Here is a 23,869-nt window from a genome sequence, read left to right as displayed (position 1 = left end):
TGCGCTGCAGCGGGAGTGACGCAGGATGAGCGCATCGGTCACCGACTTCCTCGCAACCGAAGCACGCTTTGGCACCTACAATTACGAGCCGATCGGGGTCGTGCTGTCCCGCGGCGAAGGCGTCTGGGTCTGGGACACCGACGGCAACCGCTATCTCGACTGTCTCTCCGCCTATTCGGCGGTGAGCCAGGGTCACTGCCATCCGAAGATCCTGGCAGCGATGGTCGAGCAGGCGCGCCGGCTGACGCTGACCTCGCGCGCCTTCCATAACGACCAGCTCGCTCCCTTCTACCGCGAGCTCGCGGAGCTGACCGGCTCGCACAAGGTGCTGCCGATGAACAGCGGCGCCGAGGCGGTGGAGAGCGCGATCAAGACGGTGCGCAAATGGGCCTATGAGGTCAAGGGCGTGCCGGACGGGCAGGCCGAGATCATCGTCTGCGCCAATAATTTCCACGGACGCACGCTCGGCATCGTCGGGTTCTCGACCGATCCGGCGACGCGCGACCATTTCGGCCCGTTCGCACCGGGCTTCAGGATCATCCCGTTCGGCGACGCCACAGCGCTCGAGCAGGCGATCACGCCGAACACCGCGGCCTTCCTGGTCGAGCCGATCCAGGGTGAGGCCGGCGTCATCATTCCCCCGCCGGGCTATTTCACCCGTGTGCGCGAACTGTGCACCGCGCACAATGTGATGCTCGTGCTCGACGAAATCCAGACCGGGCTCGGCCGCACCGGCAAGCTGCTCGCCGAGCAGCACGAAGGCATCGAGGCCGACGTGACGCTGCTCGGCAAGGCACTGTCGGGCGGCTTCTATCCGGTGTCTGCCGTGCTTTCCAACAACGCCGTGCTCGGCACGTTGCGGCCCGGCCAGCACGGCTCGACCTTCGGCGGCAACCCGTTGGCCTGCGCGGTGGCGCGCGCGGCGCTGCGCGTGCTGATCGAGGACGGGATGATCGAGAACGCTGCGCAACAGGGCTCGCGTTTTCTTGCAGGACTAGAGGACATCCGCGCCAACGTGATCCGCGAGGTGCGCGGGCGCGGCCTGATGCTCGCGATCGAGCTTCACCCGGAGGCCGGCGGTGCCCGCCGCTACTGCCTGGCGCTGCAGGCGCGCGGCATCCTCGCCAAGGACACCCACGAGCACACCATCCGCATCGCCCCGCCGCTGGTGATCACGGGCGAACAGGTCGACTGGGCACTGGAGCGGATCGCGGCTGCACTCACGCAGGATGTCTCCTGACGGTTCCCTGCGTCGGAAGACCGCAACGCTGGCTCTGACCAACAACGAACGATTCCGACGTCTGTGCGTTAAAGTGCTGCGGGCGACTGGTGAACGGAGAGCTACGCTCATGCTTCCCCGGAGCGTTCGCTTTGTCGTATTTTTGATTGGTGTTTCGATGCTGGTGGCGAGCGGCGGCGCATCCGCCCAGCCACATGGAAAGGGTGTGCCGCCGGGACTGGCGGCAAGACCGGCCGCACCGCCCGCGATGGCGCGTCCTGCCGCTCCGATGGCGCGCGCCGCCCCTCCCGCAATGGCTAGGCCGCCTGCAATGGCTAGACCGCCTGCAATGGCTCGGCCACCCGCAATGGCTCGGCCGGCCGCACCTGCGTTCCGTGCGCCGCAGCGACCGGCGATGGCGCCGCGCCCGGCACCGCGTTTCGCCGCCCCGTCGCCGCGCCGGGCTCCCCATATCGCCGCGCCGCGCGTCGCAATGCCTCGACCCGAATTCCGGCGTGGGGCACCGCCGCGGCGCCCGGCTCCCCATTTGGCCGCGCCGTCACGACCGAGCCCGCCGTCGCGCTTGAGCGAGCGGCCGTCGCCGACGGAGCGGATTCAACAGCGCGCGCAACAGCGTCAACAGTTGATCCAGCAGCGCCAGCAGACGGCGCAGCAGCGGCAGCGTGAGACGCTCTCGCGCCAGACCGCGGAGCGGCAGACCCGGATCGATCGGCTGCAGCAACGCGTGCAGCAGTTGCAGTCGCAAAAGGTCGAAGGCGTGCGCGCGCAACGCGTCCATGACCGGGCACTACAGGCGCAGAACCGCCTGCTGCAACGCGAGCAGCGCGCACAGCAAGCCGACCTTGCTCGCCAGCAGCGATTGGGTCTGGCGGCGACGACGGTCGGAGTCGCGGCCGCGACCACCGCCGCGACGCAGGCGGCTCAGCGCGAGCGATTTGCCGCACACTTCCGCGAGCAGGCGGGAGCGCAAGCCCAGGCGGCGCTTGTCGCGCGCCAAGGCGGCTGGGCACCCCGGCATTCCTGGCGACGCGGCCACCGCGCGGTGTTCGTGGCGTGGCTTGGCCCGGTGTTCTGGCCTTACGCTTATTCGGACATTTTTGACTACACGTTCTGGTCCTATGCCTACGAGCCCAGCTATTGGGCCTACGCCTACGACGACTTCGTCGACACCGTGTTCTGGGACACCAGCAGTCCCTACTCCGCCTATGCCAGCATCTATCCTGGCAACTATCCGGCGACCGCAGGCCGCTATCGGTCCCGCCAACGCGCCGAGACGAGCCCGCAGGCCATCAAGCAGCTCTGCGGAGAACCGGACAAGGGCGTCACGGCCTGGCCGCTTGCCGACATCGCGCGGGCGGTACGGCCGAACCAGGAGCAGCGCGCCCTGCTCGACGACTTGAAGACTGCCGCAGCGAAGGCTGCCGATGTCTTCAAGGACTCCTGCACGGACAGCTATGCCCTGACGCCACCCGGCCGGTTGCGGTCGATGCTGAACCGCATCAGCGCGACGCTCGAGGCGATCAAGATCGTGCGGCCCGCGCTGGAGAATTTCTACAACTCGCTCAGCGACGAGCAACAGGCCCGCTTCAATGCCCTCGGCCCGCATGTCGGCGAGCGTTCGCAGCAACAGCAGGAAGCGGCTGCGCAATCCGGGAATTGCGGCGATTCGAAATCCGACCTGGCCCAACTGCCGATCAACAGGATCGAGGCCTCGCTTCATCCGGCGGGCAAGCAGAAGGACGCGCTCGAGCGCCTGAGCGATGCGACCACAAAAGCCATCGCGGACCTGCAGGCGGCCTGCCCGAACGACGTGCCGCTGACGCCGGTCGGCCGGCTGGAGGCGATGCAGCACCGGCTCGAGGCCATGCAGAAGGCCGCCAGGCTGATCGAGCCTGCGCTGGACGAGTTCTACGCCACGCTGAGCAGCGAGCAGAAAGCACGCTTCAACACGCTGCAACAGGTCGCGAGCCACTGAGGCGGCCGGCATGCGCTGAGACCGCCGGCGGGCGTGCCCGCGCGATGCCAATCCTCCGCATTGCCTTTGCGGCCGCCGCGCAGCAATGTTTGGCACCGGCATCCTGATGTCATGCCGAATGACGGGGCAGGAATGAAGCGCGGTTGGATGAGCATCAGTGAGCTGCGCGAGCGCTGGGGCGATTCCCTGCTGACGGTGCTCACCGTCCTGATCCTGATCATGATGTTCGTGGTGGCGCCGCTGCAGGCGCTCGGCCTGTTCGAGTTCCAGATCTTCGAACTACTGCTGGCGCTGTTCCTGGTAGCGGGCGTGTTCGTGATGTCGGGCAGCGCGTTCGCGGTGGTCGCCATGCTCGTCGCGCTCGCGATGATCGTGGTCGGCGCGATCTTTCGGCTGCGCTCGCCTTCGATCCTCGACCTCAACCTGTTCGCCGGCTCCTGGCTGATCGTCGGCGTCACCATGGCGGTGACGGTGGCGCGCGCGACCTTCGCGCCGGGACGCGTGACCTATCACCGCGTGATCGGTGCGATCCTGCTCTACCTCATGGTCGCAGTGATCTTCTCGGCGCTCTACACCTTCATCGGCACGCTGGTACCGACCGCGTTTTCCGGAATGAAGATCGCCGACAGCCCGACGCTGGCAAGCCAGCTGATCTATTTCTCGTTCGCCACGCTCACGACGACAGGCTATGGCGACGTCGCGCCGCTTCACCCCATCGCGCGCAGCCTGTGCAATGTCGAGGCAATCTTCGGCCAGCTCTATCCCGCAACGCTGCTGGCGCGGCTCGTCACGCTGGAGCTCGCGCACCGCGATCAGGATCCGTGATACTCAACCCTCATTGTGAGGAGCCGCAAAGCGGCGTCTCGAACCATGAGGCCCGGTCTGTGGCCTCATCCTTCGAGACGCGGCGCGAACGCCGCTCCTCAGGATGAGGTCAGACCACCGCCCGGTGCCGTTCGATGCAGGTTCGCAGCACCTCGTCCATCGGACGGCCCCACCAGTCGTCGGAAAAGATCTCGATCTCCGAGTAACCGGCAAAGCCCTGCGCCTCGACCACAGCACGGACCGATTTGATGTCGATCACGCCATCGCCCATCATGCCGCGGTCGTTGAGCATGTCCCTGGTCGGCACCAGCCAGTCGCAGACATGGAATGCGAGCAGCCGGTCCTTGCCGGCGCGCACGATCTGGGCGTTCAGCTCCGGGTCCCACCAGATGTGATAGACGTCGAGCGCGACGCCGATCGCGCCGGTGCGGCCGGGATCCAGCGCATCGCAGATGTCGAGCGCCTGCTTCGTGGTGTTCACGCAGGCGCGGTCTGCGGCATAGGCCGGATGCAGCGGCTCGATCGCGAGCGGCAGCTTCGCCTGCTTTGCATACTCCAGCATCTCGGCGATGCCGTCATGCACCTGCGCCCGCGCCGCCGCGATGTCCTTCGACGCCGTGCTGCCCGGCCGTGAATATTGCGGCAGGCCGCCGACCACGAGCACGATGCAGCAGGCGCCGAGCGCCTTGGCCTCGTCGACCGCGCGGCGGTTGTCGTCGCGCACAGCGCTCTGGTGCGCGGCGTCCGCCGTGAACATGCCGCCGCGGCAATAGCCGGAAAGATCAAGCCCGGCGTCCTTCACCGCGCGCACTGCACGTTCGAGCCCGATGCTGGCGACCTGGTCGCGCCAGGGATCGATGGCGCGGATGCCGCGGCGCGCGCAGGCCTCGATGATGGCGACGAGATCGCCCTGCTTGCGGACGGTGGCCGTGTTCAGCGACAGCCAGCGATGATCGTTGGAAAAGTCGCGCATCAGGCTTCGATGCCGCGCGTGGCGAGGATCGTCGTCATCCGGCGCGTCGCTAATTCCGGATTGGCGAGCAGCCCGGCCTTGTCGGCGAGCCGGAACAGCTCGGCGAGATGCAGGGTCGAGCGCGCGCTCTCCTGTCCGCCGACCATCGTGAAATGATCCTGATGGCCGTTGAGATAGGCCATGAACACGATGCCGGTCTTGTAGAAGCGCGTCGGCGCCTTGAAGATGTGCCGCGACAGCGGCACCGTCGGCCCCAACACGTCGTGGAAGCCGGCCTCGTCGCCCACCGCGAGCCGCGACAGCGCGCAGGACGCGGCCGGTGCGATCGCATCGAAGATGCCGAGCAGCGCGTGGGAAAAGCCCTTGTCGTCGCCGGCGATCAGTTCGGCATAGTTGAAGTCGTCGCCGGTATACATCTTGACGCGCGGATCGAGCCACCGCCGCATGTTGATCTCGCGCTGCTTGTCGAGCAGCGACACCTTGACGCCGTCGACCTTGGCCGCGTTGGCGTTGATGATCGCAATGGCGGTATCCATCGCCCTGTCGAGCTCGGCGGCGCCCCAATAACCTGTCAGCGCCGGATCGAACATGTCGCCGAGCCAGTGGATGATCACGGGCTCGCGGACCTGCGACAGCACGCGGTCATAGACTTTGGCGTAATCCTCAGCGGTCTTGCCGAGTTTTGCCAATGCGCGCGAAGCCATCAGGATGATGCGGCCACCGGCCTTCTCGACTGCGGCGATCTGCTCCTCATAGGCGCGGATCACGTCGTCGATCGTCTTGGCATCCTCCACCACGAGATGATCAGTGCCCGCGCCGGAGAACACCAGCGCGTTGCCCCGCGCCTTCGCCGCTTTCACCGAACGTTGGATCAGCTCGAGCGAGGTCGCCCAATCGAGCCCCATGCCGCGTTGCGCGGTGTCCATCGCCTCGGCGACGCCGAGGCCCAAGTCCCAGACATGCTCACGGAATGCGATGGTGCGGTCCCAGTCGATTGCCGCGGTCAGCCACGGATCGACGTCGGCGCGCGGGTCGGCCACCACATGCGCGGCCGAGAACGCCACGCGGTTCAGCGTGCCCTCGAGCTTTGCCGGAAAGCTGCGGGATACTGCGAGGCGATAGGTCTCGAGGCCACCGCCTGCGGTCGGCAGCTTCAGCGACAGGGATGATTTCGGCAGGACCGGCTTGCTCATGACGAAGTCCTTTCTCAGACCACGATCGGTGCGACATCAATCCAGCGCCGCTCCTTCCAGCTCTTGAGCGCGCATTCGGCAAGCTGCACGCCCTTGGCGCCTTCGAGCAGCGTGTATTTGTAGGGCGCATCCTCGCAGACATGACGGATGAACATCTCCCACTGCTCCTTGAAGCCGTTGTCGTAGACGACGTTCTCAGGCAGCTTCTGCCAGTCGGCATAGAAGTTATGCAGCCGCTTCTCGTCGGGATTCCACACCGGCCGCGGCGTCGCCTGGCGCGCCTGGATCATGCAGTCGGTCAGGCCGGCGACCGCCGAACCATGGGTGCCGTCGACCTGGAAGGTGACGAGGTCGTCGCGATAGACCCGCGTCACCCAGCTCATGTTGATATGCGCGATCACGCCGCCCTTCAGCTTGAAGGTGGCGTAGGCGGAATCGTCGGCGGTCGCCTGGTACTTCTTGCCCTTCTCGTCGTAGCGCTCGGGAATGTCCGTCGTCCCGATGCACACCACGCTCTCGACCTCACCGAACAGATTGTCGAGCACGTAACGCCAGTGGCAGACCATGTCCAAAATGATGCCGCCGCCATCCTCGGCGCGGTAGTTCCACGACGGCCGCTGCGCTTCCTGCCAGCCGCCCTCGAACACCCAGTAGCCGAACTCGCCGCGCACCGAGAGCATGCGGCCGAAGAAACCGGAGTCGCGCAGGAAGGCGAGTTTCTTCAGTCCCGGCAGGAACAGCTTGTCCTGCACCGTGCCGTGCTTGAGGCCCTTCGCGTTGGCGAGCTTCACGACCTCGACCGCCTCTTCGAGCGTGGTCGCGATCGGCTTCTCGCAATAGACGTGCTTGCCGGCATTGATCGCCTTGGTCAGCAGCGAGGGCCGCGCCTGCGTGGTCGCGGCATCGAAGAACACGGTGTCGCCCTTGTCCGCCAGTGCGCGATCGAGATCGGTGGTAGAACGCTCGATGTTGAAGCGCTTGGCAAGGCTGGCGACCTTCTCGGCGTCGCGGCCTACCAGGATCGGATCTGGCATGATGCGGTCGCCGTTCGACAACAGCACGCCGCCCTGGTCGCGGATCGCGACGATCGAGCGGATCAGGTGCTGGTTGAGCCCCATTCGGCCGGTGACGCCGTTCATGATCAGGCCGAGGCGTTTGGTCGTCATAGTGCTTGCTCCTGCGAAACGCGTGGGGTTGGCCGCTGCAGCGGCTGCATGGTGGACCAGTCCGGATGAACGGAGCTGGCAAAGCCCGGTGCCGTCAGCGATCCCGTCAGGAGATCGCCGTCATGGATCGCGAGGCGCACCTTGCCGCCGTCGCGGGTGTAGAGATCCGGGTGCGCCGTGAGGAAGGCGTCGGCTTCTGCCGCCGGCGTCTCGGCAAAGCCATCGACATAATGGTGCCCGTTGCGCTCGGCATGAGTAACTCCGATCAGCGCGCCCAGCGCGAGATCCTGCTGCACGCCGAGCCCGGCCTGGCAGGTCAGATCCTCGCCGCTGATGAAGTACGGAGCGCCATCCGCGCTCCATACCGCCGCGCGCGTCGCGTTGATGATCGACTTGTAGATCCCCTTGCAGGACTTCGAGGAGATGCCGCGATAGCCGAGCGCCCGCGCCTGCGGGAATGCATCACAGGAATCGTCGGCCTCGTCGATGATGAAGTTGCGCGCGGCGAGCCCGCCGAGCGGCGCGGCCTTCGTGATGTCGCGCGGCATCGGCTGCTCGATATAGAGCAGGTTCGAGGAGATCGGCGCGAGGGCTGCGTCACGGTCGAGCCGGTCGACCAGCGCGTTCAGCGCGGCGAGATCGGCATATTGCTCATTGGCGTCGAGCGTGACCTTGGTGGCGTAAGGCAGCCGAGCCAGCTCCTTGCCGATCCGCGCCAGCCGTTCCGCGTCATGCGCGGGATCGCCGTTCAGCTTGAGCTTGAAGTAACGCGCGCCGGCGCTCTCGGTCCTATCAGCCACGCCGCCCTCGCCTTCGATCCTGTCGTCCATTCCGACCGTGTGCCTGACGGCAACACGGTCGAGCCGCCGGCGGCTCGCGAGGAAGCGCGCGATCGCACCATCATCGAGATCGGGCGTCAGCCGTGCATTGATGCCGGCAATATTGGCGGCCATGCCGTCGAAAAAGCTGACCCCAACGCCGTGCAACAGCGCATCCAGGATCGCCTTGTCGATCTCGGCCGGGCCATAGGCTGCGGCAAGCGGCGGGACGTCCTCCTTCGCGCAGGCCGCCACCTGCGCGCCAATGCATCTGGCGTGCAGGCCGAACGCGGTGTCGAAGTCTTTCTCCGAGAGATACAGCTCGCGCGCGATCAGGAGCGAGCGGCGGAGCACGTCCACCGTCTCGTCCGGCGCCAGATGCGGCCGCTTGTCGAACCATTTGGGCGCCATCATCTCGGCGCTGGCGCCGGTCGCGTGTCCCTTGCCCTCCACCTCGATCTCGACCCGCACGAACATCTGCGGCGCCGCATTGATGGTGACCGCGCCAAAGCGGAACGGCCGGGCGAAAGCGACCGGACGTTCGAAGAAGGCGATATCACGAACTGCGAGACGAAGCGGCATCACAATGTATCGTGGAGCGTTGCGAACATGGGTCGCGGCACGCTGGTCGCCTCTCCCTCGCCCCGCTCTTGCGGTGAGAGGGTTGGGGTGAGGGGCGTCTCCGCAAAGGCGGACTCGCGGATAGCCCCCCTCACCCGGAATTTGCGTGTCGCGCAAATTCCGACCTCTCCCCGCAAGCGGGGCGAGGTAATCGGAAAGCTCCTCGCGATCTGTATGCCCATCTTAATCCAGCGAGCCCTGCGTGAAGAAATGCTTCCGGATCTGCTGCACCAGCTCGGTGAAGACCGGATCGGACATCGAATCCAGCGAGCGCGGCCGCGGCAGCGGCACGTCGTAGATCGCGGCGATCGCGCCGGGCCGCTCGGTCATCACGAGCACGCGGTCGGCGAGGAACACGGCTTCCGGAATCGAGTGCGTGATCAAGAGCACCGTCTTGCCGGTCTCGCGCTGGATCCGCATCAGCTCCACGTTCATGCGCTCGCGCGTCATGGCGTCGAGCGCGCCGAACGGCTCGTCCATCAGCATGATCTTGGGATCGTGCACCAGCGCACGGCAGATCGAGGCCCGCTGCTGCATGCCGCCGGAGAGCTGCCAGGGCAGCTTCTTCTCGAAGCCTTCGAGCCCGACCAGCTTCAAGAGCTCCTTGGCGCGATCGAGATATTTGTTCCGCGGCAGCTGCTTCATGTCGATCGGCAGCATCACGTTGCAGAGGATGTTGCGCCACGGCAGCAGCAGCGCGTTCTGGAACACGATGCCGACATTGCCGTGCGGCTTGGTCACGGGCTCGCCGTCGACCAGCACCTCGCCGGTCGTCGGCGGCAGCAGGCCCGAGATCATCTTGAGCAGCGTGGACTTGCCGCAGCCGGACGGGCCGACCACGACGAAGAACTCGCCGTCATTGATGGTGAAGTCGAGCGGCCGTAGCGACGGCACGTCGCCGTCGCGCGACCGGTAGGTCTTCGAGACGCCGGAAAGCGTGATCCCCGGCGTGGCGCCGTCCACACGGTCCGACACCAGGCGCAGATGGGCGCCCGGCTGGTCGGTAGCACTGATTTTCATCGCCGATTTCATACAGCTGGATCCAATTGAAGTCGGTTATCAGTGGTCGTCATTGCGAGCGAAGCGAAGCAATCCACATTTCCGCGGGCGTAGAGATGGATTGCGTCGTCGCTTCAGCGCAAAATTGCTTGCAATTTTGTCGCGAGCTCCTCGCCATGACGCTCGAACGCGCGCTCACGAGTCGCCCTTCGGCAGGTAGTCGTTGGTGTAGAACGCCTTCGGATTGTCCTTGGCCTTGGCGTCGAGGCCGCCATACTCAACCATCAAATTGACCGAGTCGGTCATGTTCTGGTCGGTGACCTGGAACGGCCGCTTGGTCTTGGTCTCCGGCGTGCGGTAGAGCGGGATCGTGAGCTCGAAGCCCTGCGTCAGCGTGTCGATCTTGCCGCCCTTCGGGTTGGCGTCGAGGATCGATTGCGCTGCGGCCTTCGGATCCTTCTCGGCAGCTTCCACCGCCTTCGTGGTCGCCGACATGAAGCGGCGGACGAGATCGGGATTGGCCTTCACATAAGCGGTGTTGGCGATGATGCCCGACGACACCATGTTGATGCCGTAGTCGGCGAACTTGATCGGATAGACGTCTTTTCCGGTCGCGTCCTTGATCTTCATCGACTGGTCCATGACGTAGCCAAGCAGGAGATCCGCCTGGCCGTTGATCACGGCGTTGAGCTTGGTCTGACCGTCGCCGGCCACGGTGTGGAAATCGCTTTCCTTCAGGCCGGTCTTCTTCAGGAACAGCGGCCAGATCTGCGTCATCGAATCCGCCGGCGTGATCGCGACCGTCTTGCCCTTGATGTCCTCGGGCTTGCGGATGTTCTTGTCGGCAAATCCCATCGCCGACATCGGGCTGGTCTGCAGCAGCACGCCGGTGGCGATGACGGGCGCGCCCTTCACCGCCGCGCGCATCATGGTGGGGATATCGACATAGCCGAAATCGGCCGTCTTGGCGGCCACCGCCTGCGTAGTCGCCGCCGAGCCGCGGCCTTCCTGGATCTCGAGGTCGATGCCTTCGGCGGCATAGATGCCCTTGGCCTTGCCGTAATAGAACGGCGCGTGCTCGCCATAGACGTACCAGTTCAGCATCAGCACGACCTTGTCGGCGGCGGACGCCGGCACTACCCCTGATATAGTCCAGGCCAGCGCGGCAATGACAGCAATGATCAATCGCATCAGATAATCCTCCCGTTGTTTCTTGTCGTCACTGCGAGGGGCGCCAGCGACGACTTGTCCGCCGAAGCCTTTGGCGAAGGCGGAAGCAATCCATTCCTCTGCTTGTGGCGCCATGGATTGCTTCGCTTCGCTCGCAATGACGGCTGCTCGTCTCTTTGTGTAGCTCTGCGATAACCCTACGAAGCGAAGATGATGTCGTCGCGCTGGCTGACGTGCCAGGGGATCACCAGCCGTTCGATGCGGTCGACGATCCAGAACAGGATCACCCCAAGCAGCGCAAGGATCACCAGCGCAGCGAACATCGTCGGCAGGTCGAACGTGCCGATCGAGCGCTGCATCACATAGCCGATGCCGGAGTTGGAGCCGACGAACTCGCCGACGACGGCGCCGACCACGGCAAGCGTCACCGACACTTTCAGGCCGGAGAAGATCGCGGGCATCGCATGCGGCAGGTTGACGGCGCGGAACACCCGGAAGCGGCTGCCCTGCATCGCGCGTGCCAGATCGACCATATCGGGGTCGACCGACTTGAAGCCCTGCACCGCCGAGACCACCACCGGGAAGAAGCCGAGCAGGAACGCCGAGATCACCTTGGGAATGATGCCGAAGCCGAACCACACCACGAACAGCGGCGCGATCGCGATCTTCGGCACCGACTGCGAGAACACCAGCAGCGGATAGACGTAGCTCTCCACCGTCTTCGAGCCCGCGATCAGCATCGCGACGGGAATGCCGAACAGCGCCGAGAGCAGGAAGCCGCAGATCGTCGCATAGGTGGTCGGCCAGGATTGCTGCAACAGCTCCGGCCAGTCGCTCCAGAGCACCGCCACGACGTCGCCGGGTGACGGGATCTGGTAGGCCGGGATTTGGAACAGGCGGATCGAAAGGTCCCACGCCGCCACGATGACGACCAGGAACAGAAACGGGCGCACCCACGCCGCATTCAGCACCTTCGACACGCCTGAAGGGCTCCTCGCCTCCGCCACGTCACGCTCCCCTGGATCGCTATTCTTCGCATTGGAAATTAACCCGTTGGATAAATACTGTCCAGCCCCGGCGGACGGCGAAATCACGCCGAAACCTGCGACTTTCGTCATGTGAGAATTTTACCGCTGGTGATCCGTAGATGGGGTAAAGGGCCGACGGATATAGCCGCCCGGTCGCGACGGCGCGATGTGGAAGCGCGCTCGCGTGCGGCTTTTCGGGCAGGCGGTCGTCCCTCAAACTGATGGTGTTCAAACGGAGTCGGGCGAGCCCGCTCCAAGCATCATTAAGGGACGACCATGTACCACTATGCAGGAATCGACGTGTCTTTGGAAAGCTCGAGCGTTTGCGTTGTCGATGGCGCGGGCAAGATTTTGCGGGAGGCGAAGGTTGCCAGCGAGCCGGAAGCGCTGATCGCCTGGTTCCGATCGCTGGGCCAGGCGATGGAGCGGATCGGACTGGAGGCCGGTCCGTTGTCGCAATGGCTGTACGCGGCGCTGCGCGCGGCCGGGCTTGCCGTCGAGCTGCTGGAGACCCGGCACGTCCGCGATGCCTTCAAGGCGATGCCGGTGAAGTCGGACCGCAACGATGCCCGCGGCATCGCCCAACTGATGCGGCTCGGCTGGTTCCGGCCGGTCCACTGCAAGTCGATTGAAGCGCAGGAGACGCGGGCGGTTCTGACGGCCCGCAAGCTGCTGCAGTCGAAGCTGCGCGACATCGAGAACAGCGTACGTGGCGTGCTGCGGGGCTTTGGCCTGAAGGTCGGCAAGACCACCGAGCGCACGTTCGCCAACCGGATCCGGGAGCTCGTCGCCGGCCACCCCGGACTTGAGCTGGTGGCGCAGGCCCTGCTCGAAGCCCATGCCGTGTTGCTGCGCGAGTTCAATGGCCTGGACAGACACACCCAGAGGCTCGCCAGATCGCATCCCCCGGCCAGGCTTCTGATGACAACGCCGGCCGTCGGCCCGATCGTGGCGCTCACCTATGCCGCCGCGATCGACGATCCGAACAGGTTCCGTTCCTCGAAGGCGACCGGTGCGCATTTTGGGCTCACCCCGAAGAAGTATCAGTCGGGGCAAACCGACTACACTGGCCGCATCAGCAAGATCGGCGACGCGTCGGTGCGGGAGGCGCTGTACCAGGCCGCCCACGTCATGCTGACCAAGCCGGTCAGGAACTGCTCGGCGCTGAAGAGCTGGGCCATGCGGCTTGCCAAACGTGCGGGCATGCGCAAGGCCAAGGTGGCGCTGGCGCGCAAGCTCGCAGTCATCCTGCATCGGATGCTGGCTGATGCGAAACCCTTCAATCCGATGGCCCACGCAACCTAACCAAGGAGCCTCAACCGATCTGGGCAGGCCACGACACCAGGCCTTCCCCGAGCGAAGTCCCTTGCCGGGACGACGGATCCGGTCAGGCCGCCATCCGGGAAGTCGGTTCACAACCACGCTTCCGTAGATTGGCCGGCCGGCTCCTCAATGCACCCCATCAGGCGACGGCCACCGCGCCGATCCCATACAGAAGCAAGTGCCCGGCAAGCGGACCACGCAAAAAGGGATTGACTAACCAAGGCCCGTTACAGAAGCCCGGATGAAGCGCAGCGAAATCCGGGAGCGCGCTATCCGCGGATAGAGCTATCCCGGATTGCGCTTTGCTCCATCCGGGCTACGCGTTATCGCCCGGCGTCATGACATCACGCGCCAAGCCGGCGGCGTTCACACCACCTGATGGACCGGCTGCAGCGCAGACATCTTCGCCGCGCCGAACGTGGCCGTGGACTTGCCGGTCAGCGCCGCCAGCACCAGCGCGATCATATGCTCGAGGCGCTCGTCGCGCGCCTCCTTCCTGAGCAGGTCGCGGCCGAAGATCACGCTGAGCGTCGCGCTGTTGGAGAGGTAGAAAAACGCCAAGCCGGCGATCGAAATGTAGAGCTGCACCGGATCCACGGCGACGCGGAAGTCGCCGCTCTCCACCCCGCGCGTCACCACGGTACGGATCATTTCAACGAAGGGCGAATGCATCGACTTGACCTTGGTCGAGCGCTTCAAATGCTTGGCCTTCGAGAGGTTTTCCGTATTCAGCAGCGCCAGGAACTCCGGGTTACGCAGAAAATAGTTCCAGGTGAAATCGATCAGCCGCGCGATCCCCTCGGGCGGATCGAGATGTTCGAGATCGAGGGTGCGTTCCTCGGCGCGGATCTTCTCATAGGCGCCTTCCAGCACCTCGAGATAGAGATCCTCCTTGTTGCCGACATGGTAGTACAGCATGCGCTTGTTGGCGCCGGCCATCTCCGCGATGCGGTCGACGCGTGCGCCGGCGAGGCCATGGGCGGCGAATTCCTGCTTCGCGGCCTCGAGAATGCGCAACCGCATTCCTTCGGGGTCGCGCTGCCATTTCAATATTCGCTTTGCCTTGGCCAAAATCGATCGCTCAGTGATGCTGAGTGTATGAATGTAGCATGGCACGCAGCGTTTGAGAATGAATGTTGTGATGATCGTGAGGTGAAAGTCCGAGCGTCATCCTGGCGTTTGAAACGCCTGCTCTCTCCATCATTCCGGGGCGCGCCTCTTGGTGCGCCCCGGAATCCATCAAGCCACACGATTTGCGGATGAAATGGATTCCGGGTCCTCGCGGAGCCTGTCATCGGGCCGCACGTTGCGCGGACCCGTTGGCGAGCCCCGGAACGACGGATGGATGGAGACGCGCCCCTTGGCACTGAGTTGCCCGACGGCGCAAGGCCGCGCGCATAAAATATTTCTGTTTTACAGAAATGCAACTCAGTGTATGAATAGCCCGTCTCACCCGCCTGAGGGGCGCTTCGCGATCGTCACGAGTGTCGGGTCGAGATGCGGTGGACGCCGATTGCGTGACTGACGAGCACGTGTAACGCGGACGGTGAAGTCGTGCAGGCCTGACGCCCTAGTGGCAGGTGTCTCATCAGCAAGGGGCAAGATCTCTTGCTGATGACGGTGACAACAAAGCCCAGTCTCGCCGGGGAGAGCACGTATAAGCCGTAAAACCATCGCGCAGGGAAAGCCGGGATTGCTCCGGTTTCACCTGTGGTCCTACCCCCGGTGCTTTTTTGTTGCACCGGGCCCATGGGTGCGATCGGCACCGGCTTTCCCTGCGCCCTCTGCTCAAGAGAGGGCGGAAAGACAAGCAAACCTCGGACGCAGTGCGCCGCGAGACTGCGAACGTATGATTCAGGCACGACGCAACGAACTCGCCTTACTCGCTCCTGCCCGGCGAAGGCTGCACCAGAAGTGTCGGCACGCCACAGGTGCCACTGCGCACCGTCATCACCTTGGTGCCGGGCTTGCGGCCGGTGCGCACCTCGGAGACGTCGACGCCGGCGGCAACGAGCCGCGCATGCGTGGCGTCGATATCGGCGACACGCCAGCAGATGCCGCGCAGCCGGTCCGGCGCATCGGCATCGGCCTTGCCTGGCTTGTGCGTGACCTCGACGATCAGCTCGCCGCAGCGGAAGAACATCAGCCGGCCCCAATCCGGATGCGAGCGGTCGAGCGCCATGTCGAGCCCAAGCCGCGCGCCATACAGCGCGGCGGCGCGTTCCGGATCGGCGGTGGAGACCACCACATGATCCATCGCGGTGATCGAGGCCGGCGTGGTGCGCACAGACAGCGGCCGCTCCTTTTCCCGCTCGAGGAAGAACATGCGGATGCCTCGCGTCGCGTCGGTCGCGGCCCGCGTGCGTCGCCACGACAGCACGGCGCCGCTGATCTCGTCGCGGCTTTCGACCTCGGCGACGGGCTCGGGCTTCAGCGCCAGGCGGTCGAGCCGGCGATGCATCTTCGCAATATCATTGGTGCGGAAGCAGAGGCTCGCCAACCCTTCGCCCTGCGTGGCAAGTGCGCTGCGGACGCGCTGTGCGACAGCATCGTCGCCGCGCGGCGCCATCAGTTCCAGCGTCGTGTTGTCGAGCGTGAACAGCACACGGTCCGCGCCGTCGCCGCTGTTGCGCCAGGCGGGCGCGCGCGCAAACAGCGTCTCATAGGCGGCGCCGGCAGCGGCAATGTCGCCGGTCAGGACGACGACGTGATCGAGACCGCTGATCATGGCCGCCGCCGCCTCCCCGATTTTGCCGTCATTGTGTTCTCCTTACGCTGCAACCCGGAACCGCGGAGCGCGGCCGGCCGTTATGCCGAATGCCAGAACGGCCATCAATCCGTGCTCCCGCTTCATCTCTACCCGCAAATCAGGCAGGGTTGCGAATATTTTCAGCGATATCGCCCGACCAGCGGTACCAGAGCGTTTTCGAGCGAAGTGGACACCGCTTCACGTGAAGAAGACGAAGAATCTGGAGCTTTGGTTCTGATTTCAATCAGGACCGAAAATGCTCTAGTCTGGACCACCGGCCGGGACCACACCAAGCCACGACGGAAAGCGAATGCAGGCTCTCTTCATCGGACAGACCTATATTGACGTCACCTTCATCACCGACCACATGCCGACGGGCGACGACAAGCACGTCGCCGACGCCTACGCGGTGTCGTTCGGTGGCAACGCCGTGACCGCGGCATTTTGCTGCGCCAAGCTTGGCATAGAGCCGGACCTGATCGCCACCATGGCCAATGACTGGCTGGGGCGGATGTTCTGGGACATGGCCGACAGGTATGGCATCTCGTTCCATCCGCGCAAGGTCAACTCCTCCTCGCTCTCCTTCATCATGCCCAAGGACGGCAAGCGCGCGATCGTGCGCTGCCGCGACGACCGGCACATCCATCCGTTTCCGCTGCTCAACCTGAAGGGCTGCCGCGCGCTGCACATCGACGGCCACCAACCGGACGCCGCGATCCACTACGCAAAGCTCTGCCGCGAGGACGGCATTTTGACTTCGCTCGACGGCGGCGGGTTGCGCACCAACACCCACGAGCTGCTCGAGTTCATTGATGTCGCGATCGTCGCCGAACGCCTGTGCGAGCAGATGGACAAGACGCCGGAGCAGATGCTCGACTATCTCAGGGGCCGCGGCTGCCGCGTCGGCGGCGTCACCATGGGCGAGCGCGGCCTGCTCTGGTATGACGAGGCGGGCGCGGTACGCACCCTGCCGGCGCTGCCGATTTCGCGCGAGCGCGTGATCGACACCAACGGCGCCGGCGACGTCTTCCACGGCGCCTACATCTATTCCTATCTCGCAAATCCCGGCAAATCCTGGCGTGAGCATTTCGAGTTCGCCCGCGCCGCATCGACCTACAAGATCCAGAAGCTCGGCAACGAGGCCGGGCTGCCGTCGCTCGCCGACATCGAGGCGGTCAAGCGCGAGTTCGAGATCAAGGTCTGATCGATAGTTAGGGGAAACAGCAATGCGGCGCGTCTTCGTCGCAGGCAGCATCAACATGGATGTGGTGGCGACCGCGCAGCGCCATCCGCGGATCGGCGAAACCGTGGCCGGTGATGCCGTGCTCTACTTCCCAGGCGGCAAGGGCGCCAACCAGGCCGTGGCATCGGCCAAGCTCGGCGTGCCGACCACCCTGGTCGGCCGGCTCGGAGCAGATGCGTTCGGGCAGGAGTTGAGGACCTTCCTTGCCGCGCAAGGCGTCGACCTCGCCTTCGTCAAAGATACGCCCGGCACCCATTCCGGCACCGCGATCATCACCATCGCCAATGCCGACAACACCATCGTGGTGGTGCCCGGCGCCAACGCGAAGGTCGATACCGACGACGTCGCAGCGCCTATTCTCGCCAAGGGTGACGTCGCGGTGAGCCAGTTCGAGATTCCCCTACCGGCGATCGCGGCTTTCTTCGCACGCGCCCGCGCCGCCGGCGCCACCACGGTTCTCAATCCGGCGCCGGCGAAAAAGGCCGACGCCGTGCTGCTCGATCTCGTCGACATCCTGATCCTCAACGAGACCGAGCTCGGCTTCCTCAGCGGCATGGAGCTGCGCGACAGCGACGCGCCCGCGCGCTTCGCCGAAGCGGCAAGAGCCCTGGCGCCAGACAAGATCGTCTGCGTCACGCTCGGCAGGCGCGGCGTGCTGGCGCTGGTCGAGCGCCAGCCGCTGCTGATTCCGGGCCACGAGGTCAAGGCCGTCGACACCACAGGCGCCGGCGATTGTTTCGTCGGCGCGCTCGCCTCGCAGCTCGCTATCGGCAAGCCGCTGCGCGATGCGCTCGCCTATGCCAACGTCGCCGCCTCGATCTGCGTGCAGCGGATGGGCGCCGCGCCGTCGATGCCGACGGCGAAAGAGGTGGAGGACACTCTCTCCCCACGTCGTCCTGGCGAAGGCCGGGACCCGTAACCACGAATGTCAAATGTTGCGCAACGCTGGAACGACGATCCCGTTCACAACGCAGGCCGCGGAGTATCGGTCCGGGCCTTCGCCGGGACGAGGCTGTCAGGAAAGCGCGCTCTTCAGATCGAAACTCGTATCCGCCGCCTGCTCCGGCGTGATCGAACCGCCCGCGCCGAGCAGCCGGCGGCCGAACATGTGATCGCCGGCGCGGTTGACCGATTCGATGCCGAGCAGCGTATCGCCGCGGTAGCAGAACGCCGAGAACTGGCCCTGCGCGCGGTCGCCGCGCACCACGACGCGGTCGTAACCGGTGGTGAGGCCGGCCATCTGCAGCTTGTCGGGGCCCTGGTCGCTCCAGAACCACGGCAAGCCGTCATAGACCTCGTTCTTGCCGGTCAGCCGCGACGCCACACAGCGCGCATGGTCGGTCGCGTTCTGCACCGACTCCAGCCGCAGCGATCCGCCGAAGCGCTTGCTGGTGTAGAGCGCGCAATCGCCGATCGCGGAGATGTTGGGATCGGCAGTCGCCAGATACTCGTCGACGATGATGCCGGATGCCACCGGCAGCCCGGCCTCCGCGGCGAGCTCGACATTCGGCAGCACGCCGACGCCGACCACGACGAGATCGGCGGGGACGTGCGTGCCGTTGCTCAGGCTGACGCCGGTGACCTTGGCGCCATCGGCCTCGATGCCGGTCACCTGGACGCCGAGGTGGATGCGGATTCCGGCTGCCGTGTGCCGGGACTGCGAGAACTCGGAGATTTCCGCTGTCACGGCCCGCGCCATCACGCGCGAAGCCAGCTCTACCACGTCGACCTCGAGGCCCTTGCCGCGCGCGGTGGCGGCGAATTCGAGCCCGATGAAGCCTGCGCCGATGACGACAACGCGCATGCCCGGCGCGAGCAGATGGCGCAGCGCCTCGCTCTCGTCGAGCGTGCGCAGATATCGCACTGCGTCGAGCCTGGCGTTCGGAATGTCGAGCAGCCGGTTCCGCGCACCAGTCGCGAACACCAGATGGCCGTAGTCGAGCAAGCTGCCGGAGCCGAGCGTCACTTTCCGCACATGACGATCGACCGCATGGGCGCGATCGGTGACCAGCTCGATCCGGTTGTCCTGGTAGAACTTGTCGGGCCGGAACATCAGGCTGTCGGGCCCGCCGGTTCCCTTCAGATAGGCCTTCGACAGCGGCGGCCGCTGATACGGCAGATGCCCCTCATCGTTGAGCAGCACAATGCGCTCGGCGAAGCCGCCCTGGCGCAGCGACGCGGCGAGTTGGAAGCCGGCGTGCCCCGCGCCGACGATGATGACCGGACCCGTCGTCATCGGAACAACCCAGATACGAGCGAGCAGGAGTGACCCATGCCGTTTTCCTCTCTGTCGATGTTAGCTTGCTTGCCCCGTCCCCACAGCGCTCGTGTCTGCGTACCGAAGGCGGGCGCCATTTGGCCTCATGGCTCGCGCCGACGCAAGGGGGTCTCCGCCAAATCAGGGCGCCGAAACGCCCGACCCGGATTGCCACCTGTCCCGCCAGGGACTTAAATGGCCGGAAACAACAAGCCCAAGGTCTTCGATATGCCCGACCCCGCCGCCACCCCCGCCGCTGAACCCGCCCTGCTCCGGATCGACGGTCCCGTCGCCACCATTACGCTGAATCGGCCGGCCGCGTTCAATGCGATCGACATATCGATTGCGAAGAGACTCGAGCAGCTCGGCGCGCAAGTCGAGGCCAACAGGGACGTCCGCGTGCTGGTGATCGAGGGCGAAGGCCGCGCCTTCTGTGCCGGCGGCGACTTGCAGACCATCGGCGCGGCGGCCGAGGCCAACAACATTGCGCCCGTCGTCGGCGAGATGCTCAAGCACTACCATGCCTTCATCACCACGCTGCGGCGGATGCCCAAGCTGGTGCTCGCAAGCGTGCACGGCTCGGCCGCCGGCGCCGGCCTGTCGCTCGCCTTCGTCGCCGACCTCTGCATTGCCGCCGAGGACGCCCGCTTCACGCCGGCCTACGCCAAGATCGGTGTCTCGCCCGATGGCGGCGGCACCGTGGGCCTGGCCGCCAGCGTGGGACCGCGCCGCGCGCTGCAGATCTTGCTTGCCGAGGACAGCTTTAACGCGCAGCAGGCCCAGCAATGGGGGCTGGTCGCCAAGGTCGTGCCTGCCGTCGAGTTGAAGGCGGCCACGCGGGAATTCGCGCTGCGGCTGGCGCAGAACGCGCCCGCCGGGCTCGCCGCCACCAAGGCGCTGATCCATCAGGCGCCGACCACGCCGATCGAGGCGCAGCTCGACGCCGAGCGCGACGCGATCATCGGCTGCATGAACACGGAGGAGTTCCGCGTCGCGGTGAAGAAGTTCACCAGCAAGTCGAAGTAACAGGCCGGCTTACTTGCCCTTGGCGCGCATGAAGTCGAAATCGCAGCCTTCGTCGGCCTGCAGGATGGTCTCGTTGAAGAGATGCGCATAACCGCGCTTGGCCCAGCCCGGTGTCGCGGCCGGCGCCAGCGCGGCGCGGCGCTTTTGCAATTCGGCTTCATCAACCAGGAGGTCGATGCTGCGCCTGGCGACATCGAGCCTGATCATGTCGCCGTTCTTCACCAGCGCCAGCGGGCCGCCGACCGCGGCCTCCGGCGTGATGTGCAGTACGATGGTGCCGAACGCGGTGCCGCTCATGCGGGCATCGGAGATGCGGACCATGTCCTTGACGCCGGCCCGCGCGAGCTTCTTCGGGATCGGCAGGTAACCGGCCTCCGGCATGCCCGGCGCGCCCTTGGGACCGGCGTTGCGCAGCACCAGCACGTCGTCAGCCGTCACCTCCAGCGCGGGATCGTCGACCCGCAGCGTCATGTCCTCGACGGACTCGAACACCACCGCCTTGCCGGTATGTTGCAGCAGCTTCGGGCTCGCCGCCGACTGCTTGATCACGGCGCCGCGCGGCGCAAGGTTGCCGTGCAGGATCGCCATCGCGCCTTCGGACTTGATCGGATTGGCCTTGGGACGGATCGCATCCTGGCCCGGCACCTCCTCCGCTCCGGCAACGACCTCGCGCAAGGTCTGGCCGGTGATGGTCTTGGCATCGAGATCGATGAGATCACCGAGCTGCGCCATCAGCTTCGGCACGCCGCCGGCATGATGGAAATGCTCCATATAGTGCTCGCCAGAAGGCTTCAGGTCGACCAGCACCGGCACCTCGCGGCCGAGCTTGTCGAACGCCTCGAGATCGATCTTGTGGGGCGTACGGTTGGCGATGGCGGTCAGATGAATGAGCCCGTTGGTCGAGCCGCCGATCGCTTGCATGACGATCTGTGCATTACGGAACGAGGCCGGGGTCAGGATCTCGCTCGGCTTCGGTCCCTTGGATTTCGCCATCGCCGCCGCGACGCGGCCGCTGGCTTCCGCGGACCGGAAGCGTTCGGCGTGCGGCGCCGGGATCGTCGCGCTCATCGGCAGCGACAGGCCGAGCGCCTCCGTGATGCAGGCCATGGTGGAGGCCGTGCCCATCACCATGCAGGTGCCCACCGAGGGCGCGAGACGGCCGTTCACCGCCTCGATCTCGTTGTCGTCGATCTCGCCCGCACGATATTTGGCCCACAGCCTGCGGCAATCGGTGCAGGCGCCAAGTACCTCACCCTTGTGGTGGCCGACCACCATCGGCCCGACCGGAATCACGACGGTCGGCAGATCGGCGCTGACGGCCGCCATGATCTGCGCCGGCAAGGTCTTGTCGCAGCCGCCGATCACGACCACGGCATCCATCGGCTGCGCGCGGATCATTTCCTCGGTGTCCATCGCCATCAGATTGCGCAGATACATCGAGGTCGGATGCGCGAAGCTTTCGGCGATCGAAATCGTCGGGAACACGAACGGCATCGCGCCCGACAGCATCACGCCGCGCTTCACCGCTTCGATGATCTGCGGAACGTTGCCGTGGCAGGGATTGTAGTCACTGTACGTGTTGGTGATGCCGACGATCGGGCGATTGAGCGCATCGTCCGAATAGCCCATCGCCTTGATGAAGGCCTTGCGCAGGAACAGCGAGAAACCGGCGTCACCATAGCTTGTCAGTCCCTTGCGAAGTCCGTCAGCCATGTTGCAGTTTCCCTTGATTGTTTGCCGCACTAAAGGAGCCGAGGGAATTGTTGTCAATACGCGATCATGCAGCGCCGAATAGCGTCGCAAGAGCTTCGCCAACAGCGAAGAAAGCGGTGGTCTCGCCGGCATCGCCAACGAGAAAATGCCGCAATAGCTGGATACGTGCCCCGCTGATCGCAGAGGAGACGGGAATGCGCCACTGGCTTTTCTTGCTTGGGTCGTTCGCCGCGTCCCTCACATTTCCGGCGCTTGGCCAAGCGGCCGACGCGCGCGCGACGCAGCTGACCTATGAGCCCTGGGCCAAGGTTTGCCTGACGCAGACAAGTTGTTTCGTCGGCGTCAGCGCGCGAGGTCAATGCTCTCCGTCGGGCGGCACCATCAGCATCTCGCCGCAGAACAGCAAGCGCGTGCTTCTGACCGCGAATGTCGGAACCCGAACCATGCTGGAGGGCACGATCAGCCTCCGGATCGACCAGGATGAGCCGATCCAGATCGCCAAGCCGCATTGCTACAACTTGGGCTGCGGCGGCACGTACGAAGGCGACGGCGAGCTGGTCACGCGGCTGAAGCATGCGCAGGCGATCACGATGGAAGCAAAGACTTTGACAGGTCAGACGATCAACCTCTCCTTCCCACTTACACACTTCGCCCAGGCCTTTGACGGACCCGGAAGCCCGCAAAGCGCGAAGCAGACTCCCCACCAGCTCCCGTCGTGCGAAGACTGACTACGTCTTCCAGTCGATGACCCTTCCCGTGTCGCCGTCGAACTCCATGCTGCAGAACGAGCCGCCCTGGTAGAAGTCGCCGACCGGATCCGGCGGCAGCTTGGCCTGCTCGGCCATCGCATGCTCGCGGAAATCCTCGGCGCGGCCGGTCGGGCGATAGCCGAGATCATAGGCGCGGTGATTGTCCCACCATGCGCGCTCGTTGTAGGACGCACCGTAGAAGATCTCGAAATGGACGTCGGGATGCTCGAGCCCGATGCGGCAGAGCTGAACGAGATCGTCTGGCTTGAGCCAGATCGAGAGCCGCCGATGGTCGAGCGGCTGGTCGCCGAAATTGCCGATCCGCAGGCAAGTAACCTTGAGCCCGTGCTTGTCGGCGTAGAGCGCACCGACGGCTTCGCCGAATACCTTGCTGACGCCGTAACGGCTGTCCGGCCGCGCGGTGACGTCGGTGCCGATGCGGCGGTGCCGCGGGTAAAAGCCGACGGCGTGGTTGGAGGAGGCGAAGATCACCCGCTTGACGCCCTTCTTCCGCGCCGCCTCGAACAGATTGTAGCAGCCGACGATGTTGGACTGCAGGATCGAGTCCCAGGGGCCTTCGACCGAATAGCCGCCGAAATGCAGGATGCCGTCGACGCCCTCGCAGATCGCCTCGACCTGCGCGAGGTCGGCGAGATCTGCGGCCTTAAACTTTTCGTTCTTGCCGAGATCGGCCGGCGGCTTGATGTCGCTCAACAGCAGGTCAGGATAGATCGGCGGCAGCAGCTTGCGCAGGCTGGTGCCGATTCCACCCGACGCGCCGGTCATCAATATGCGTGGCAT

General features: G+C 65.2%; 20 protein-coding genes. 8 read left to right on the top strand and 12 right to left on the bottom strand.

What is annotated here, in order from left to right:
* The first annotated feature begins 25 nt into the window (after nucleotides 1-25).
* The 3 genes from rocD (at nucleotide 26) to MTX19_RS12300 (ending at nucleotide 4,040) form a co-directional block, all read left to right on the top strand.
* Complete coding sequence (rocD, locus tag MTX19_RS12310) at nucleotides 26-1,240, top strand: ornithine--oxo-acid transaminase (protein ID WP_280983827.1); 1,215 nt, start codon at nucleotides 26-28, stop codon at nucleotides 1,238-1,240.
* Nucleotides 1,241-1,862: 622 nt separating this feature from the next.
* Nucleotides 1,863-3,215, top strand: coding sequence for a Spy/CpxP family protein refolding chaperone (locus MTX19_RS12305; RefSeq protein WP_280985982.1), 1,353 nt, complete (start codon nucleotides 1,863-1,865; stop codon nucleotides 3,213-3,215).
* Nucleotides 3,216-3,362: 147 nt separating this feature from the next.
* Entirely contained in the window at nucleotides 3,363-4,040 is a 678-nt protein-coding gene (locus tag MTX19_RS12300) for a potassium channel family protein (RefSeq protein ID WP_280983823.1), read from the top strand.
* 109 nt (nucleotides 4,041-4,149) lie between these two features.
* Here MTX19_RS12300 and MTX19_RS12295 read toward each other — a convergent pair whose 3' ends face one another.
* The 7 genes from MTX19_RS12295 to MTX19_RS12265 all read right to left on the bottom strand — a co-directional run bounded on the left by MTX19_RS12295 (nucleotide 4,150) and on the right by MTX19_RS12265 (nucleotide 11,987).
* Nucleotides 4,150-5,013 (bottom strand): sugar phosphate isomerase/epimerase family protein, encoded by an 864-nt coding sequence (locus MTX19_RS12295; protein ID WP_280983822.1) that lies wholly within the window; start codon nucleotides 5,011-5,013, stop codon nucleotides 4,150-4,152.
* The gene (locus MTX19_RS12290) at nucleotides 5,013-6,206 is read right to left on the bottom strand and encodes a dihydrodipicolinate synthase family protein (RefSeq protein ID WP_280983821.1); all 1,194 of its coding nucleotides are present in this window, start codon (nucleotides 6,204-6,206) and stop codon (nucleotides 5,013-5,015) included. The genes MTX19_RS12295 and MTX19_RS12290 overlap by 1 nt, the downstream gene beginning before the upstream one ends.
* A gap of 14 nt (nucleotides 6,207-6,220) precedes the next feature.
* A complete protein-coding gene (locus MTX19_RS12285) occupies nucleotides 6,221-7,372 on the bottom strand; it encodes a Gfo/Idh/MocA family oxidoreductase (protein WP_280983820.1) in 1,152 nt (383 codons plus the stop codon).
* Nucleotides 7,369-8,772 carry a hypothetical protein gene (locus tag MTX19_RS12280; protein WP_280983819.1) on the bottom strand — a complete coding sequence of 468 codons (1,404 nt, stop codon included), beginning with the start codon at nucleotides 8,770-8,772 and terminating at the stop codon, nucleotides 7,369-7,371. The genes MTX19_RS12285 and MTX19_RS12280 overlap by 4 nt, the downstream gene beginning before the upstream one ends.
* Before the next feature lie 222 nt (nucleotides 8,773-8,994).
* Entirely contained in the window at nucleotides 8,995-9,843 is an 849-nt protein-coding gene (locus MTX19_RS12275; RefSeq protein ID WP_280983818.1) for an ABC transporter ATP-binding protein, read from the bottom strand.
* A gap of 162 nt (nucleotides 9,844-10,005) precedes the next feature.
* Nucleotides 10,006-11,001 carry an ABC transporter substrate-binding protein gene (locus MTX19_RS12270; RefSeq protein ID WP_280985981.1) on the bottom strand — a complete coding sequence of 332 codons (996 nt, stop codon included), beginning with the start codon at nucleotides 10,999-11,001 and terminating at the stop codon, nucleotides 10,006-10,008.
* Between the two features lie 176 nt (nucleotides 11,002-11,177).
* Nucleotides 11,178-11,987 carry an ABC transporter permease gene (locus MTX19_RS12265; RefSeq protein ID WP_280983817.1) on the bottom strand — a complete coding sequence of 270 codons (810 nt, stop codon included), beginning with the start codon at nucleotides 11,985-11,987 and terminating at the stop codon, nucleotides 11,178-11,180.
* Between the two features lie 297 nt (nucleotides 11,988-12,284).
* Here MTX19_RS12265 and MTX19_RS12260 point away from each other — a divergent pair, with 297 nt between their 5' ends.
* Nucleotides 12,285-13,313, top strand: a complete 1,029-nt coding sequence (locus MTX19_RS12260; RefSeq protein ID WP_280982097.1) for an IS110 family transposase — start codon at nucleotides 12,285-12,287, stop codon at nucleotides 13,311-13,313.
* Between the two features lie 384 nt (nucleotides 13,314-13,697).
* Here MTX19_RS12260 and MTX19_RS12255 read toward each other — a convergent pair whose 3' ends face one another.
* Complete coding sequence (locus tag MTX19_RS12255; RefSeq protein ID WP_280983815.1) at nucleotides 13,698-14,402, bottom strand: TetR/AcrR family transcriptional regulator; 705 nt, start codon at nucleotides 14,400-14,402, stop codon at nucleotides 13,698-13,700.
* Nucleotides 14,403-15,210: 808 nt separating this feature from the next.
* Nucleotides 15,211-16,059, bottom strand: a complete 849-nt coding sequence (locus MTX19_RS12250; RefSeq protein ID WP_280983814.1) for a VOC family protein — start codon at nucleotides 16,057-16,059, stop codon at nucleotides 15,211-15,213.
* Between the two features lie 331 nt (nucleotides 16,060-16,390).
* Here MTX19_RS12250 and MTX19_RS12245 point away from each other — a divergent pair, with 331 nt between their 5' ends.
* Together MTX19_RS12245 and MTX19_RS12240 are read left to right on the top strand one after the other, a co-directional pair.
* A complete protein-coding gene (locus tag MTX19_RS12245; RefSeq protein WP_280983813.1) occupies nucleotides 16,391-17,284 on the top strand; it encodes a sugar kinase in 894 nt (297 codons plus the stop codon).
* Nucleotides 17,285-17,306: 22 nt separating this feature from the next.
* Nucleotides 17,307-18,242 carry a ribokinase gene (locus MTX19_RS12240; protein WP_280983812.1) on the top strand — a complete coding sequence of 312 codons (936 nt, stop codon included), beginning with the start codon at nucleotides 17,307-17,309 and terminating at the stop codon, nucleotides 18,240-18,242.
* A gap of 96 nt (nucleotides 18,243-18,338) precedes the next feature.
* Here the strand turns inward: MTX19_RS12240 and MTX19_RS12235 are convergent, their stop codons facing one another.
* Nucleotides 18,339-19,559 carry an FAD-dependent oxidoreductase gene (locus MTX19_RS12235; RefSeq protein WP_280983811.1) on the bottom strand — a complete coding sequence of 407 codons (1,221 nt, stop codon included), beginning with the start codon at nucleotides 19,557-19,559 and terminating at the stop codon, nucleotides 18,339-18,341.
* Nucleotides 19,560-19,808: 249 nt separating this feature from the next.
* Between MTX19_RS12235 and MTX19_RS12230 the strand changes: the two genes are divergently transcribed.
* Complete coding sequence (locus MTX19_RS12230; RefSeq protein ID WP_280984771.1) at nucleotides 19,809-20,606, top strand: enoyl-CoA hydratase-related protein; 798 nt, start codon at nucleotides 19,809-19,811, stop codon at nucleotides 20,604-20,606.
* Nucleotides 20,607-20,615: 9 nt separating this feature from the next.
* Here the strand turns inward: MTX19_RS12230 and MTX19_RS12225 are convergent, their stop codons facing one another.
* Nucleotides 20,616-22,319: an IlvD/Edd family dehydratase gene (locus MTX19_RS12225; RefSeq protein ID WP_280983810.1), complete on the bottom strand. Its 1,704-nt coding sequence runs from the start codon at nucleotides 22,317-22,319 to the stop codon at nucleotides 20,616-20,618.
* A gap of 116 nt (nucleotides 22,320-22,435) precedes the next feature.
* On the opposite strand from MTX19_RS12225, the gene MTX19_RS12220 reads away from it, so the two are divergent.
* Complete coding sequence (locus MTX19_RS12220; RefSeq protein ID WP_280983809.1) at nucleotides 22,436-23,047, top strand: invasion associated locus B family protein; 612 nt, start codon at nucleotides 22,436-22,438, stop codon at nucleotides 23,045-23,047.
* Here MTX19_RS12220 and MTX19_RS12215 read toward each other — a convergent pair whose 3' ends face one another.
* On the bottom strand, nucleotides 23,048-23,869 hold the full coding sequence (locus tag MTX19_RS12215) for an NAD(P)-dependent oxidoreductase (protein WP_280983808.1): 822 nt from the start codon (nucleotides 23,867-23,869) through the stop codon (nucleotides 23,048-23,050).

This window comes from Bradyrhizobium sp. ISRA464, from assembly GCF_029910095.1.
GTDB lineage: Bacteria > Pseudomonadota > Alphaproteobacteria > Rhizobiales > Xanthobacteraceae > Bradyrhizobium.
Note: the sequence above shows the minus strand (reverse complement) of the source record. Positions and strands in the feature narration are given on the sequence as shown.